Raw genomic sequence first — 14,323 nt, forward strand, 5'->3', positions numbered from 1 at the left:
TCCATGGCGCACTGCGCCCTGGAAGTCGCCGACATCTTCCGCACCCACGGTCCCGTCTGGCGCAAGACGCAGCGGGGTCACCTGAGCCTGGGCCAGCTCAAGGTCATGTCGGCCATTGAACAGTGCCGCAGCGCGGCGCTGGGTGGCCACGTGTTGCGTTGCGAAGGCTGCGGGCAAGATCAGATCGCCTACAACTCGTGCCGCAACCGGCATTGCCCGAAGTGCCAGGCCGCTTCCGCGCGGCGTTGGCTGGACGCTCGCCAAGCCGATCTGCTGCCGGTGGACTACTACCACGTCGTCTTCACCTTGCCGGCGCCCATCAGTGCGATCGCCTACTACAACAAGGCCGCGATCTATACGCTGCTGTTCGACGTGGCCGCCGCGACCTTGACGACCATCGCGGCCGATCCGAAGCACCTGGGTGCCAGCATCGGAGCCACCCTGGTGCTGCACACGTGGGGATCAGCGCTGACGCATCACCCTCACGTCCATGGCATCGTGCCGGGCGGTGGCCTGTCGCCCAACGGTGAGCGATGGATCGCCTGCAGGCCCGGCTTCTTCCTGTCCGTGCGCGTGCTGTCGAGGCTCTTCCGACGACGCTTCCTTGAACAACTCGAGCAAGTTCATCGCGCCGGTCTGCTGCAGTTCTTCGGCGAGTTCGCCGCCCTGGCCGATGCGCACGCCTTCACCGACTGGCTCGCACCGCTGCGCAAGTGCGAATGGGTCGTCTATGCCAAGCGCCCGTTCGCCGGACCCGAAGCTGTGCTGGCCTATCTGTCGCGCTACACCCATCGGGTTGCCATCTCCAACAGCCGGCTCCTGGCCATGGACGAACGAGGCGTCACCTTCCGCTGGAAGGACTATCGGGCCAAGGGCCGCACACGCCGCAAGACGATGACGCTCGATGCCGACGAGTTCATGCGCCGCTTCCTGCTGCACGTCCTGCCGAGCGGCTTCCATCGCATTCGCCACTACGGGCTCCTGGCCAACGGCAATCGAACCGCCAGCCTCGCACGCATTCGCGAACTGCTGCTTCAGCAAGTCAATGCCGCTGCGCACACATCGGATGTTGACTCCGAGCCCGAACCTGTGCGGCCGAGCTTCTTCTGCCCGCACTGCGGCGACCCGATGATCATCCTGCAGATCTTTGTTCGTGGGCAACCAATCCGCGCGCCACCTCAGCAGGCTCGAGCACCATGAGTACACATCTGCATCAGCGTCCAGTCCGAGCTTCGACCCTTTATCCTTCTGGGCCGATGAGGAGTCTTGCCTTCGCACTCGACGAAGGCATCGCCGCCGGTGGCGCCGCGGGGCGACTGAGCGCGCCGCGATCGGTCCGCCGCGCCCCACCCATGCCATCGGCCGAACTCTTGACCTGCGTCGCCGCCAAGAGTTCGACTCACACCGACCGAATCCCCATAGCTTCGTAGCCCTCTCAAGCCTCAGTGGGGCATTCCGCGGTTTCCTCCGTGGAGGCTTGTCCAACACCTGCCCTCACGCCGTTGACGAGCTCGGCGCTGTCGTCGTACACGGGCAGGTGTCGGACAACCCTTGACCGATGCCGACATCTGCTCGTGGCGGCATTTTGTCGCCCATGTCAGGGCCCTATCTCCCCACCTTGACCGATCGGACCGCACTTCGGATTGTCTCGGCGCTGGAAGGGCTAGCGCCGCATTCCAAAGCCAGCTTGTGGAACTCGTCCGACGCTTCATACGGAGCGAGCCGCGCCGATCGAACGGCGGCTCGCGCTTTCGGAATAAGTTCAACGACGTCGCCCCCGGTGAGATACCCAGAAAAGCCGGCAGCATCCTTGAACTCGCCCATCACTTCATCAGGAAGACTCGGCCCACACACAAAGTACTCAAGATACTTCATGAAATTGGGGTGCGCCATGATCTCAGCGCCAGAAGTACCGTTCCTCTCAAAGATCTCTTGACGGGACTTTCCGCGACCACCTGGATTGCGCTCAGAATCGGTGAAGTAGAGCAGCCGAACCTCCGGAACTGCCCCGCGCTTGAGAAGGGATTCGGTCAGCGCAACCATCGGCATGATCGAAGCGCGGACATCTTCGTGCCGCGTAGAGCAGAACCGGACTTGATCGAAGAGCTCCCGTTCTCGCTCGGTTAGTTTGATGTCGGGCGTCGGCATGATGAGACCTAACGTCGAAGGTTAGTGACAAGTTGTGGGGGCGTGCCGCGGCGATTTCAGGTGCAATGTTTCCTCGATTCAGACAATGCCCGGTTCCGGAGAGAGTTCTGCTTCGACCCCGAACGGCCGGTCCTGACGGCGGATTCAACCGGTCGATGCAACACATTCGCTGAACATCTCAGCAGGTGTATGGAAGCCGAGCGTCTAGCGCGGCCTTTCATTCAATTGTCTCGCGATCGCGTTGAGCTGAAGTTGTGAGAACCCTGAGATGTCCATGCCCTTCGGCATGTACTGCCGGAGCAGGTGTTGGTGTTCTCGTTGCTTCCGCGTTGCCAAGGGCTCTGCGGATCGCAGAAGTAGACCTGGATGTCGGTGGCCAGCGTGAACCTCTTGTGAGCGTGCATCTCCGTGCCCCTGTCCCAGGTCAGCGACTGATAGAGCTCTTGCGGCAGCTTGCGCGCGGTCTTGATGAGTGCATTGACGACGGTCTGGGAGTCCTTGCCCTCCAGCTTGACCAGCATCACGTATCGCGTCTGGCGCTCTACCAGTGTGGCGATCTGGCTGTTGGCGCTTCCAAAGAACAGGTCACCTTCCCAGTGGCCAGGAACTGCTCGATCCTCAACCATGGGCGGCCTCTCGCTGATGGACACGGCGTCCACGATTCTTCCGTGGATGTCCGTCTTCTGCGTGTGATGGCGGGAGCGGCGCATGCCTCGCTGCGTCTCAGATGCTGCAGCAACTCCTTCTTCAACGCCCCGCGGGCTTGAATGAACAGGCTGCGGTAGATGGTCTCGGGGGACATGTGGAAGGTCTCGTCGCTCGGGTAAGTATGCTTGAGCCAACCTGCGATCTGCTCCGGCGACCATTGCAGGCGGAGCTTCTCCGAGACGATGCGCGCCAGGTACCTATTCTCGACAAGCCTACAGAGCTTGGGTCGACGAGCCCGATCCCAGGCGGCTTGGTCGGCCTTGGTCGCTCGATAGCATCCCGAACCACCGTTGCGCTTGATCTCTCGGCTGATGGTGGACGCAGACCGCCCGAGGATCGACGCGATCGAGCGAATCGAAAGGCCAGCGACCATGGCACGCGAGATCTCCTCGCGCTCGGCCAGCGTCAGCGCCATTGACGAACGAGTTCGCTCCGGCGGTCGTATGCCGCCGGTGCGCGACAGGATTCCCCGAACCGAGGTGTGGGACCGATCAAACAACTGAGCGATTTGATGGAGGGTCCAACCCTGCCTCCATCGCTCCCACATCAGTGCCTTCTGCTTGTAGGTGTAGTAGGTCCTTGTCCGGTACGCCATTTCTGCAACACTCCTTCTGCCCACGGCAGTCTTCAGTGTGTTGCATCGACAGGTTGAATCCGCCACCGTGTCCTGCCTCTGAGCCGGCTCCTATTGGTTCAACATGCCGTCAAGGAGGTGATGCTCCCTGCAGTAGTCGAAGTACATTGCATCTATGAGCACAGAAAGTTTGCTTGGATGGAGCCCTGCAAACCACTCTCTCTTGGACGCGGAGTCCGTCGCATAGTTGTAGTCACGAAGGGTTCGAAGTCCCATTCCTTCAAGCCGCTCGTGAATCCTGCCTTCCAGGCGCGCGCATGCGCTTTGTCCGGCAACGGCAATCCAAACTGATTCGTAGGCCGCCGTGTGTATTCCCAACAGCGCAAGTAGCGAGGATTGCCGGCCTGCAACTCGTTCAATCTTTTCAAGGGATTGTCTGAGTAACTAACTTTGCACCAGAACGGTTCCTGCTCCGGGGCTTCGTGCAGCATATAGACGTAGAACGTCTTCGAGGTGGTAGTGAGGGCGTGCATGGGTGGAGCGCTGTTCGTTGATGGCTCATATGTTGCTCAAAGTCGCGACAATAGAGTTCACGCATCGAATGACTGCTGTTGGCCGAATTCTGCCGGAGGTTGTCGGTGCCAGCCTAGTGACCTTTCCGGTCAACGATGCTCCTCCATAGCGGCCGAAGAGAAAACAAACTCGAGGCGACCGCTAGGTGAGATGAGCAAGACGCAGCGGAACGTTCCGCTCCCGATCTCTTCGATCTCCACGTCGTATACGCGCTGGATGTCGTCCGCGAACGCATCACAACTAAACGCTAGAGCTTCGACCTCGCGAAAGGTGATGGTCCCCGGCTTGGGTCCCATGTACTCGGGCAGACCCAACGCATTCGCATCCAGGTCAGCAACTTCCAGAACTATCAAGCGAGCCGATGCATCCCAACGGAACGCCTTGATTCGGGCGTCATGCAGGCCGCCCCGATCAGCAAAGAATGACTTGGGACTGGAAATCACGAGGGACAATCTAGCCTACTGGTGAACGTCTGGTTTTGGCCGGATTCTGCCTTTTGGCGAGGTCACGATGCGCGCCCATCGTTGTGGTCCCAGGTCCGTATCCTTGAGTCGACAGGAGCACCCCATCAACCTTTCCGACTCGGAGCGAAGCGGCCTTCCGGAACCACGGTGCGCATTTCAAATCCGTCCTTCGATTTGTTAAGTGGCATCCTCAAATTAAACACGCGTCTAGTCGATTCATGCACCGCGGCGCTCAGGAGGGATGGGTATCGAAACCCGCGAACGACGGTTGCCTGAGGGGTCGCGTTCGCGGCCATGGCCGCATCCGTAAAGTCGACTATCTCCTCCCGGCTATACGCCTGAACAGCGAGCCGATACTCAATCAGGTGCTGAACTGCGGGAGCTGTCATGTACACGGAATTGGTGGACGTTTTCTGCTCCTGATCTTCCGAACGAGGCTCGATCGGTGGCAGGGAGCCGTCCCATTTGCCTTTGGCGACTTCGGAAGGGTCTTCGGTGGTCGGAGTGGCGCCCGAAGCATTGGATCCGAAGCCGGCTTCGACAAGACAACTGTCCAGATATCCATCGTCGTAATCATCCAGAACTTCGAAGCCAGCGAACACGCCGTCGTCTGATAAGGAATACCAGCCATGCACTTCACCGAGGGGATAGGAGAGCGGACGACGCCCGTTAATTGGGGTGAAGCGCGCGTCTGCTGACTCGCATACAAAGGAAACGCAGCCATCCAAGCCACACTTGCACCGCTCGACTAGGTAGAGCAACTCTAGCTGTTCGAGCATTTCTGGCCGATCACGGAGCAGAGTTCGTTTCACATCTCCGTACAGACGAGGCAGTGCATCCTTGATAAAAACTCGGGCTTCAAAAGTAAGCTTAGTCATTTCGCTGCTCGGTCGAGACTGGGATTGCGTTCGAGATTGTCGCCATGGGCGACACCAATGCCGAGTTGCCGAGCGAGCGGGCGAGCCTGCTGCTGAGGGCTTCGAAAAGACTGGCCGCCTTGGCGGCTGCGTGAGCACGGTGAATGCCGGCAGGGAGGGCTGGGGCCTGTCATCGAATGCCGGACTCTGGCCGCGGGCCTCGTTCCTACTGTCGGTACTTCGCCGGGATGGGTCGAGTCCGGCAGTCGAAGGGCCCATCTGCGCCAGTTCCGCGAATGCGTGTTTCAAAAAACAGCCGCTTCGAATTGGCGCTCAGCAAACCCTGCACCGTCGCGGCGTCGATCTGGCAGTAGTGGTAGTAGGTGCTTTTCAGCCGGATGATCATGTACCGCTCTGCCTTGTCATAGCAGATGCGCGAAACATCGCTGCTCTCGTTAACGTCCGCACACGCGAAGGCATCGAGCGAAACGGCTCCGTGGTATTTGACTTGAACGGTTTCGGCGCTGGCAACCTGGCACAGCAGGGCAAGCACGGACAAGATGATCAGTTTCATGTGACCTCCAAGTGAGTGGTTGGTTCTAACCGCCGCCATGATGTGTCGGACGGGATTCTGCCCTCCAGGATTCTTCGGCGACGCACCGCAACCTGCCGGTCCCTGGGCGCCTGCATGAAATAAGTCGCACTTGCATGAACGGAACACTGCGGAAGGTTGCGCCCGGTCGCAACCTGCGTGTTTCGAGGGCTCTGAGAAGAAAATCGTCGCCCGCGCAGTTACTGAAAATCCCGCGACGCCGTGGCAAGCTTCCCCAGCAACGGCGTCAGATCCTTGAGCTCGTGCGCAATCAGATTCTTGACGTCACCGTCCCGCTGCCACTCCCCATACACCCCCAACAGTCGCGCCCGCAGCACCTCGGGCCGCTGCTGTTCCTTGAGTGACCGCCACACGATGACCTGGACGTTCCCGGTCTCATCCTCGAGCGAGATAAACACCGTCCCCTTCGCCGTCTCGGGCTGCTGCCGCACCGTCACGATGCCCGCATAGCGCACGAAGCGACCGTTCGGCACATGCTCGAGATCGCTCGCCTTGGCGAGCTTGCGCCGATCCAGCACGGGCCGCAGCAGCAGTAAGGGATGGCTGCGCAGCGTGAGGCCCACGGTGTCATAGTCATGCACGACCTCCTCGCCTTCCAGCGCTGGAGGGAGTTCAAGAAAGTCCTCGTCGACCGCGGCATCGTGAAGCAGCTTGGGCGGTCGACGCAAGGCCGATGCCTGCCAGACCTGTTGTCGTCGATGCCCCGATAGGCTTTTCAGAGCATCGGCCCCGGCGAGCAACTGCATCTCATGCTGCTCAAGGCCGACGCGACGAGCCAAGTCCTCGGGGTCATCGAACGGCGCTTCGGCACGTGCCGCCATGACGCGATTGGCCGACGTTTCCTTGAGGCCGCTGATCAGGCGGAGCCCGAGGCGTACAACCGGTGGAGCGGGCAAGTCTTCCAACGTGCAGTCCCAATCGCTGTACATGACATCGACCGCGCGCACCTCGACGTCATGCCGCTGGGCATCCTGCACGAGCTGCGACGGCGAATAGAAGCCCAGAGGTTGCGAGTTCAGCATCGCGGCCAGGAATTCGCCCGGGTGGTGATGCTTGAGCCAGCAGCTCGCATAGACGAGCAATGCGAAGCTCGCGGCGTGGCTCTCGGGAAATCCGTACTCCGAGAATCCCTTGATCTGCTCGAAGATCTGGTTCGCGAACCCAACGTCATAGCCCCGCTCGGTCATGCCGTTGACGATCTTGTCGTAGTACTGCTGCAGGCCGCCCTTGCGCTTCCATGCGGCCATCGAACGCCGCAGCTGGTCTGCCTCGCCGGCCGTGAAGCCGGCCGCCAGGATCGCCACCTGCATGACTTGCTCCTGGAAGATCGGAACGCCGAGCGTGCGGCCCAGAGCCTGCTTCAGTGCTTCGCTCGGATACACCACGGGCTCCTTGCCCTGGCGCCGATTCAGATATGGGTGAACCATGTTGCCCTGGATCGGCCCGGGTCGAACGATCGCGACCTCGATGACCAGGTCGTAGAAGCACCTGGGTTTCAAGCGCGGCAGCATCGACATCTGCGCTCGGCTCTCGATCTGGAACACGCCCACCGTATCGGCGCGCGAGATCATCTCGTAGGTCGCCGGATCCTCGGCCGGGATGTCCTGCATCGAGAATTCGTACCCGTTGCGCCGGCTCACGAACTCGAGCGATCGGCGGATCGCTGACAGCATGCCGAGCGCCAGCACATCGACCTTGAGCAAGCCGAGCGCGTCAAGGTCGTCCTTGTCCCACTCGACGATCGTGCGGTCCTCCATGGCGGCGTTCTCGATCGGCACCAGGCGCTCGAGCGGGCCCTTGGTCAGCACGAAGCCTCCGGGGTGCTGGCTCATGTGGCGCGGCATGCCGATCAGCTGCGACGTCAGCGACATCAGCTGCTGAACCACCAGTTCCTCGGGGTTGAGCCCAGCCTCGGCCACGCGCTGCGGCAGGACATCGCTGCCGTCCCACCAGGCCAGGTTCGAGGCCAGCGCTTCGAGCCGCGGTGGCTCGATGCCCAAGGCCTTGCCTACATCCTTGAACGCCATCTTGGACCGGTACTTGATGACGACCGACGTCAGAGCGGCGCGGTCCCGGCCGTACTTGCGATACAGGTACTGGATCACCTCCTCGCGCCGTTGGTGCTCGAAGTCGACGTCGATGTCGGGCGGCTCGTTGCGCTCCTTCGAGATGAAGCGCTCGAACAACACGCTCATGCGCGCCGGGTCGACCTCGGTCACGCCGATGCAATAGCAGACCACGCTGTTCGCGGCGCTGCCACGCCCCTGGCACAGGATGCCTTGCGCCTGCGCGAACCGGACGATGTCCGCGACCGTCAGGAAGTAGTGCTCGTAGGCTAGGTCGGCGATGAGGGCGAGCTCGTGCTCGATCTGCGTTTGAACTTTCGCGGGTACGCCTTCGGGCCAACGTCGACCCGCGCCTTCGTAGGTCAGCTGCCGCAGGTAGCTGCTCGGCGTCTGGCCATCCGGCACGACCTCGGCCGGGTACTGGTAGCGCAGTTCATCGAGCGAGAACGTGCAACGCGCCGCGATGTTCAAGGTCTCGGCCAAGAGAGCTTCCGGAAAGCGCTGAGCCAGCTGCACACGGCTTCGCATGTGTTGCTCGCTGTTGAGCTCGAGGTCGAGGCCGCAGGCGGTCAGCGGTCGGCCAACTCGCGTGGCGGTCATGACGTCGTGCATGGGCTTTCGCGAGCGGACATGCATGCGCACATCGCCACTGGCGACCAGCGGGATGGCCGTCAGTTCGCTGACCTTCTCCATGCGGTATAGCCACATCTCGTCATCGAGCACACGCTGCATCTCCACGGCAAGCCAGCAGCGCCCGGTGAAAGTCGAGAGTAGCCAGCGCGCAATCGTCTCGAGTTGGGCATCCGTTGCCTCGCGGTCCGGCGAGACGAACACCACGCAGTCCTCCAGCGCGGACGGCTCGATGGCGTCCAGCACCAGGTGGTACGTCCCCTTCTTGGCGCTGCGGCGCAGTGCGGTGATGAACTGGCAGAGGTTGCCGTACCCGTTGAGGTTGCAGGCCAGAACGACCAACGTGAACGACGCATCGCAGGCCACGGCGAACTGGCTTCCGTGGATGACCTGGAGTCCCTGCTCCTTGCCTTCCACATGCGCGCGCACGGCGCCTGCCATGCTGCATTCGTCGCAGACGGCCAGTGCGCTGTAGCCGAGCTTCTTCGCGCGTTCGACGAGCTCTTCGGGCCAGCTGGCGCCCTTCAGGAAGCTGAAGTTGCTCAGACAGCGCAGTTCCGCGTACGGCGGGATGCCGGCGCGCGTGTCGGCGCTTGCTGCATCCATCAGTACGGGCTCGCGGCGCGCCGACGATCCAAGTTCATCCGCGTTGGGCTCGGCTGCCAAGCTACTGGCGACTCGATGAACCGCATGGTCCCGGCGTTCATGCGAACGTCCCGTGCAGGTACCAGGCAATCCGGTCACCTCCGAGCCGCTCATGGAACACCCACAGCACGCCGCAGTGCGGGCTGCGCGCGACCCAATAGTCCCGAACGACGGTCGCCGGACTCTCGGCCTCTCCGTCTCGCACCCGATGCCACCAGCCTCCTTCGACCCGATGTGGCCCTGCCAGCAATTGGAGAATGCCTTGGTACATCGGCCGCTCGCCGTCCATCGCGAGCTTCAGCGGCCTTGCGAGGATGAAGCTCGGCTGCGGAAATCGATTGCGTCTCGCGCGTTTCTTGGGCAGCGGCTCGGGTGCCGGTTGCCAGTGCGTCTGCCATTCGAGCCGATGGTCCTCGACGATGATGGGCCGCAGCACCTTGTCCGGGCCAAGCCGCGCGGCGATGCGCTCGAGCGCCAACGTCAAGGACTCGCCTTGCTGCACGGCGTCGGGCAGCAGCGACTTGCTGACCTCTTCGAGCGGATGCACACCGAGCGCCTCGAGTTCCAGGTCACCGGCGGGCGCCTGCAGCGCGACCTTGGCCAGGTTTTCCGCGAGAAGCCGGCACAGGTGCTCGACGTCCCGCATGGGTGCTGCCGTGCGGACGATCAGTTCTCCGCCGGGGTCCACATCACGCGGACGCATCGCATCGTGCATCCAGCGCAGCACGAACGCGGTCGTGCCCGCGTTGCGGGCCGCCAGCCAGCCGCACATCAGCAGCAGAAGCCGCCGCGCCCCGAAGAGCAGCGCCGGCGCCGTGTCGACCCGCGACATGAGTTCCAGGCGCTGTCTGAATGTCTCCGGCGCTTGAACCCACTCATGGGCTTCGGGGCGCAGGCCGTAGGCCTGGTCCATCGCGGTGAGCAACTGCTTGTCGAAGCGCCGGCTGATGCCTCCGCGCGGCAGGGCGCGCACATCGCCGAGCGTCTTGCAGCCCAGCTGCGACAAGGTCGTCAGGTGCGGGCGCACCGCGGCCAGCGTCTCCATCGGCAGTTCGTCGAGCAAGGACGTCAAAGCGCCGCGCATGCCGTTTTCCCTGCCCGCTCGCGCAAAGGCCAGCGCGGACAGGCTGGTCGGCGCCCAAGCCACGCTGCCGACGCCCAACTCAGGCACCTCCGCAACGACGCGGTCGCGCAAGGCGCGCCGTCCGCCGAACAGCCGCGTGCTCGCCTCTACTTCGATGACGACCGCGCCTTCGACGATGGCTGTGCGCGGAGAGAACTGGAGCGCATACATCGAGAGGCCACGAAGCTGGTCATCAGGCGGTGGCGTGCTGGGGTCGGATGGGATCAACAGGGCGACCCACAGCATGAGAAACCTCGGGGACGGCAGGACGGGTCAAACGGCGCAGCCGTGGCGTGAGCACCGACGCGAGCCCGCCAGGTATCGAGGGCAGCGCGAGCGGTCGGTCGTGGATCGGTCCGCGCCGCTTCAGGATGTGGGCGTTGAGTTCCCAGTCGGATCCGACTGAGGCATGCACGCGTAACGGCGCGGCGGACGACTCATGACGAGCCGCCTCCGGCCTGCACAGAAACACCAGCCCTTCGCAGCCTTGCGCGCAGACCTGCAGTCGACGCAATTGCTCAGCACGCGCCTTGGGCAACCAGGCAATGACGGCGCCAGCTGCCTTGGACTTGATCAGCTGCTCGGTGGTCCACAGCCGCTGGGCCGGCTGCTCGGCCTGGATCCAGACGAACTGCCGCTCGCTCAGGCCCATGTACTGCAGGCCCGGCAGATGCGGGTTTCGAGGCGGCCCGACGACCACCACCTGATCGCCCTTCTGGACCACTGCCTGCAAGGCCGGTGCGAGCAACCGCCATTCAAGCACTGCGGGCTGCGCCGACAGGATTTCGACGACCGATTGCTCGGGCCAGCCTCCTCCGGGCAGCTCGGCATCGAGTTCAGCCCATCCCGTCGGGCGCGCCGCCGTCGTGCGGTGCTCAAGCTCCGTGCCACGCCAGATGGCATTGGCGATGCTCGGCGGCAGGCGCATGCCCCCTGGCTCCCCAACATCGTTGGCGGCAGCGCAGAGGTCAGGAGCGGGAACGGCGGACATTTTGGAGTACTGTACATTAATACAGTACCACGAAGCCTCCTGCTTGTCTGCCGGAGACACGGCGCGACGGAACTCATGCGGTCGGGCCGCTTTGCAGCAACGTGGAGGCTGGGAACGGCCGCAGGGTCGCGAATGGATCGCAGCCACATGGGCGAGCGCACGTTCAAGTGACTGCCCTGCGTCTATCGGATCGACGCGCTCGACCATCGGTGATGGCGATGGGGCTCAGGGCGCGACGTTCCATCGCCGCAGAACGGCGTGGATGCGCTGGGCATACCGGTCGCGGAAGACGGGCGTCTTCGAATGGTACGTGCCGACGGCGATCCAGGTGTTGCCGTGCTGCTTGACCTGCTTCGCGAGGTGCCAAGCTGCCACATAGGTGTTCACGCACCCATCGAGCAGGTGTTCAGGCGCGATGCCGTAGCGGGCCAGCTCCTTGAAGTGGATCGAGTTGAGCTGGCCCAGCCCGACGTCGATCGAGCCATTGGTGTTGCGCATCACGACCGATGCGTTGCCACGCGACTCATGAAAGATGATCGCGCGCATCAGCATCGAGTTGACGCCGTGGAATGCCGCGGCCTCCTCCACGCAAGGAACCGCGATCGGCACATCGCCGGCGCGGCGCTTCGCCGCGGTCGGTGAAGAAGCTTGCTCCGCTTGCGCACTGCATGCGAACAGCAACGCTGCCGCGAAGGCGCCGACAAAGGTCGCGCCCGAAGTCCTGGAGGACGAGTTCATTTTCTGGATCGAGGTCAAAGCCGCCAAAGTTGGCAGTTCTCAGCAGATGAGTCGCCGAAAAGGCGTGCTGTGACATCTATACTACATCTTTTATAGCAACCTTTACTGCATCGTTGTGCATCTTGAAAGAGCTGCCTGACCGGTGCAAGGATGTGCCCGCAAGGGCGAGGCAACGATGCTGAGATTCCCCACATGGAGGCGCCAGAGCACAGCCCAGACGCCGGCCAAAGACGAGCGAATGCTCACAGACCTTTCCTGGGAAGCAGACGTCGTGCTGCTCGAGCGCCGATCTCGCCTGATCGCCTGGCGCCTTGCCGCGGCCGAGGCGGTGGTCATCTGCCTGATGGCCGCGAGCCTGGTCATGCTTATCCCGCTCAAGACTGTCATGCCGCATGTGGTCATGGTGGACAAGCTCACCGGCGAAGGACAAGTCGTCGCACCGGCGCGTGAGTACGTCGAAACGAGCGCGCTATCCGACAAGCACTGGATCCAGGCCTTCGTCATCGCCCGCGAGCGCTACGTCTACAAGATCATCCAGCACGACTACGACACCGTGCGGCGCCTGGCCGGCGACAAGACATGGAGCAACTACACACCGCTGTTCGAAGGTACCGACGCTCTCGACAAGCGCTTCAAGGACGACGTGGAGATCATCCCGACGGTCCTCAGCATCACGCTCGGCGGCAACGGACTCGCGACCGTGCGCTACGAACTCAAGACCCGCGACTACCGAACCACGGCGCCGGCCACGACAACCCGCCGCATTGCGACGCTGCGCTACGAGTACGCCGTCAAGAATCTCGTGCTCGAGAAAGAAGCGATCGCCAACCCGCTGGGGTTCACGGTGACGAACTACCAGACCGATCCCGAGATGGGCGGTGACAGCAAGCCGGCTGGTCGATGAGGTTCTTTGTCCTGTTCGCGATCGCGCTCCTTCTGCCAGCGATCGCTTCCGCCCAGACCTACAGCGCGTCCTATGACGAGTCGGCGCGCGTTCGCCGCGTCGACTATAGAGAGGACCTGGTGCTGCGTGCCGTCGGCTACCCCGACCATCCGCTGGTCCTCGAGCTCGATCCCGGCGAGCCGATCGAAAGCGGCGCCGGCGGGAAGATCGCGAACTGGGAGGTCGAGACACGCGGCTCCCGGCTGTTCGCGCGGCCACTAGAAGGCGCGCGCCCCACGACCGTCCTGATCGCGACCAGGACGCGCTCCTATGTGCTGGACCTCGTGCCAGGCAGCGGCAAGGGCATGCCGGCCGACTTCGTGTCCAAGATTGTGGTGCGGATGCCGCCGCCTCCGGCCAAGGCACCCGAGCCGGAGATCGAAGCAAAGGCCGCGAAAGAAGCGGCCACGCCCCTCTCCGAGGCGCTGTCGACGGCACGCAATCACCACTACTCGCTCGAAGCCGTCAGCGAGACGATCGACATCCGGCCGAGGGAAGTCTTCGACGACGGCCGCTTCACGTACTTCCGGTTCCCAGAGAACCTCCCCATCCCGGCGATCTACAAGAGCGCGCCGGGCAGCCAGGACGAATGGCTCGTCAACAGCCACCGGGACGGCGACTACATCGTGGTCCACGGCGTGGGTGCGTCTTGGAACCTGCGCCTGTCCGGCTCGGTGCTGGGCATCTTCAACGAGGCCTACGACCCCGTCGGCATCGCAGCACGGGCCGGCACCACGATCACGGGTCTGAAGCAGGAACTCAAATGACGCACCAGACAAGCCAGTCGCGCGATTCTCGCGACTCGCGCCACGCAGAAGGGGCACCCGAGGCCTTCGAGACCCACCCCGAGGAAAGCGTCGTCGAGACTGCCGTCCCCTTTCAGGGCGAAGTCGCGAAGCGCCAGAACACGCGGGCTCTGATCGGCGGCCTGGTCCTCGTCGCGGGCCTGATCGCTTTACTCGCGGTCGCGGGCTACATGATCAAGCAGTACCGCGTGCAGTTCGCTGCAGACCGCGCGGCCAAGGAGAAGTCCGAACGCGAAAAGGCCGTGACCACCCGGCAGGGTCGTGAGTTCGTGGTTGAAGACTTGGCCCCCGCCGAGCAAGCACCGGTCCCGGCAGTGCCCGTGATGTCGACGAGCGTCGCGGGACTTCCCACCGGTCCCCTCCCCGGCCCTGCTGCCGGTCCGCTTCCGACGGGAGTCATGCCTTCGCCGCTTCCCCCTGCCCTGCCCCCGCCCAAATCCGCGC

12 protein-coding genes and 2 pseudogenes are annotated in these 14,323 nt (G+C 63.1%); 5 read left to right on the forward strand and 9 right to left on the reverse strand.

All coding sequences use genetic code 11. The features are described from left to right. Positions 1–3: 3 nt before the first annotated feature. Positions 4–1,200 carry an IS91 family transposase gene (locus B0W80_RS10940; RefSeq protein ID WP_076999162.1) on the forward strand — a complete coding sequence of 399 codons (1,197 nt, stop codon included), beginning with the start codon at positions 4–6 and terminating at the stop codon, positions 1,198–1,200. A 405-nt stretch (positions 1,201–1,605) separates the two neighbouring features. On the opposite strand, the gene B0W80_RS10945 is transcribed toward B0W80_RS10940, so the two are convergent. From B0W80_RS10945 to B0W80_RS36190, 9 genes and pseudogenes are all read right to left on the reverse strand, one after another. Beyond that, entirely contained in the window at positions 1,606–2,148 is a 543-nt protein-coding gene (locus B0W80_RS10945) for a hypothetical protein (protein WP_076999163.1), read from the reverse strand. A 204-nt stretch (positions 2,149–2,352) separates the two neighbouring features. Then, positions 2,353–3,451, reverse strand: a pseudogene (locus B0W80_RS10950) (IS30 family transposase). 641 nt (positions 3,452–4,092) lie between these two features. Then, positions 4,093–4,446: a hypothetical protein gene (locus B0W80_RS10955; protein WP_179106884.1), complete on the reverse strand. Its 354-nt coding sequence runs from the start codon at positions 4,444–4,446 to the stop codon at positions 4,093–4,095. Positions 4,447–4,571: 125 nt separating this feature from the next. Continuing rightward, a complete protein-coding gene (locus B0W80_RS10960; protein ID WP_143684573.1) occupies positions 4,572–5,345 on the reverse strand; it encodes a hypothetical protein in 774 nt (257 codons plus the stop codon). A 205-nt stretch (positions 5,346–5,550) separates the two neighbouring features. Continuing rightward, entirely contained in the window at positions 5,551–5,898 is a 348-nt protein-coding gene (locus B0W80_RS10965; RefSeq protein WP_076999166.1) for a KTSC domain-containing protein, read from the reverse strand. A gap of 218 nt (positions 5,899–6,116) precedes the next feature. Further along, the gene (locus tag B0W80_RS10970; protein WP_076999167.1) at positions 6,117–9,239 is read right to left on the reverse strand and encodes an error-prone DNA polymerase; all 3,123 of its coding nucleotides are present in this window, start codon (positions 9,237–9,239) and stop codon (positions 6,117–6,119) included. A gap of 97 nt (positions 9,240–9,336) precedes the next feature. Further along, entirely contained in the window at positions 9,337–10,647 is a 1,311-nt protein-coding gene (locus B0W80_RS10975) for a DNA polymerase Y family protein (RefSeq protein ID WP_076999168.1), read from the reverse strand. After that, positions 10,595–11,329: a translesion DNA synthesis-associated protein ImuA gene (imuA, locus tag B0W80_RS10980; RefSeq protein WP_076999169.1), complete on the reverse strand. Its 735-nt coding sequence runs from the start codon at positions 11,327–11,329 to the stop codon at positions 10,595–10,597. Before imuA ends, B0W80_RS10975 begins: the two co-directional genes overlap by 53 nt. Positions 11,330–11,617: 288 nt before the next feature. Next, positions 11,618–11,938 (reverse strand): lytic transglycosylase domain-containing protein, encoded by a 321-nt coding sequence (locus tag B0W80_RS36190; protein WP_256856544.1) that lies wholly within the window; start codon positions 11,936–11,938, stop codon positions 11,618–11,620. On the opposite strand from B0W80_RS36190, the gene B0W80_RS36195 reads away from it, so the two are divergent. The 4 genes and pseudogenes from B0W80_RS36195 to B0W80_RS11000 all read left to right on the forward strand — a co-directional run. Further along, the gene (locus B0W80_RS36195) at positions 11,925–12,203 is read left to right on the forward strand and encodes a hypothetical protein (protein WP_256856545.1); all 279 of its coding nucleotides are present in this window, start codon (positions 11,925–11,927) and stop codon (positions 12,201–12,203) included. The two genes, B0W80_RS36190 and B0W80_RS36195, sit on opposite strands and share 14 nt — an antisense overlap. A 165-nt stretch (positions 12,204–12,368) precedes the next feature. Further along, on the forward strand, positions 12,369–13,034 hold the full coding sequence (locus tag B0W80_RS10990) for a virB8 family protein (RefSeq protein WP_179106885.1): 666 nt from the start codon (positions 12,369–12,371) through the stop codon (positions 13,032–13,034). Then, entirely contained in the window at positions 13,031–13,840 is an 810-nt protein-coding gene (locus tag B0W80_RS10995) for a TrbG/VirB9 family P-type conjugative transfer protein (protein WP_076999172.1), read from the forward strand. The genes B0W80_RS10990 and B0W80_RS10995 overlap by 4 nt, the downstream gene beginning before the upstream one ends. Continuing rightward, positions 13,837–14,323 (forward strand): annotated as a pseudogene (locus B0W80_RS11000) (hypothetical protein); the annotation flags it as partial. The gene B0W80_RS10995 and the pseudogene B0W80_RS11000, both read left to right, overlap by 4 nt.

It is taken from the genome of Variovorax sp. KK3, from assembly GCF_001984055.1.
In the GTDB taxonomy this organism is placed as follows: Bacteria; Pseudomonadota; Gammaproteobacteria; order Burkholderiales; family Burkholderiaceae_C; genus Variovorax.

Bases quoted from the DNA above. Each gene is read 5' to 3' on its own strand.
- B0W80_RS10940 (WP_076999162.1), top strand. From the start codon at position 4: ATGGCGCACTGCGCCCTGGAAGTCGCCGACATCTTCCGCACCCACGGT.
- B0W80_RS10945 (WP_076999163.1), bottom strand. From the start codon at position 2,148: ATGCCGACGCCCGACATCAAACTAACCGAGCGAGAACGGGAGCTCTTC.
- B0W80_RS10960 (WP_143684573.1), bottom strand. From the start codon at position 5,345: ATGACTAAGCTTACTTTTGAAGCCCGAGTTTTTATCAAGGATGCACTG.
- B0W80_RS10965 (WP_076999166.1), bottom strand. From the start codon at position 5,898: ATGAAACTGATCATCTTGTCCGTGCTTGCCCTGCTGTGCCAGGTTGCC.
- B0W80_RS10970 (WP_076999167.1), bottom strand. From the start codon at position 9,239: ATGGATGCAGCAAGCGCCGACACGCGCGCCGGCATCCCGCCGTACGCG.
- B0W80_RS10975 (WP_076999168.1), bottom strand. From the start codon at position 10,647: ATGCTGTGGGTCGCCCTGTTGATCCCATCCGACCCCAGCACGCCACCG.
- imuA (WP_076999169.1), bottom strand. From the start codon at position 11,329: ATGCGCCTGCCGCCGAGCATCGCCAATGCCATCTGGCGTGGCACGGAG.
- B0W80_RS36195 (WP_256856545.1), top strand. From the start codon at position 11,925: ATGATCGCGCGCATCAGCATCGAGTTGACGCCGTGGAATGCCGCGGCC.
- B0W80_RS36190 (WP_256856544.1), bottom strand. From the start codon at position 11,938: ATGCGCGCGATCATCTTTCATGAGTCGCGTGGCAACGCATCGGTCGTG.
- B0W80_RS10990 (WP_179106885.1), top strand. From the start codon at position 12,369: ATGCTCACAGACCTTTCCTGGGAAGCAGACGTCGTGCTGCTCGAGCGC.
- B0W80_RS10995 (WP_076999172.1), top strand. From the start codon at position 13,031: ATGAGGTTCTTTGTCCTGTTCGCGATCGCGCTCCTTCTGCCAGCGATC.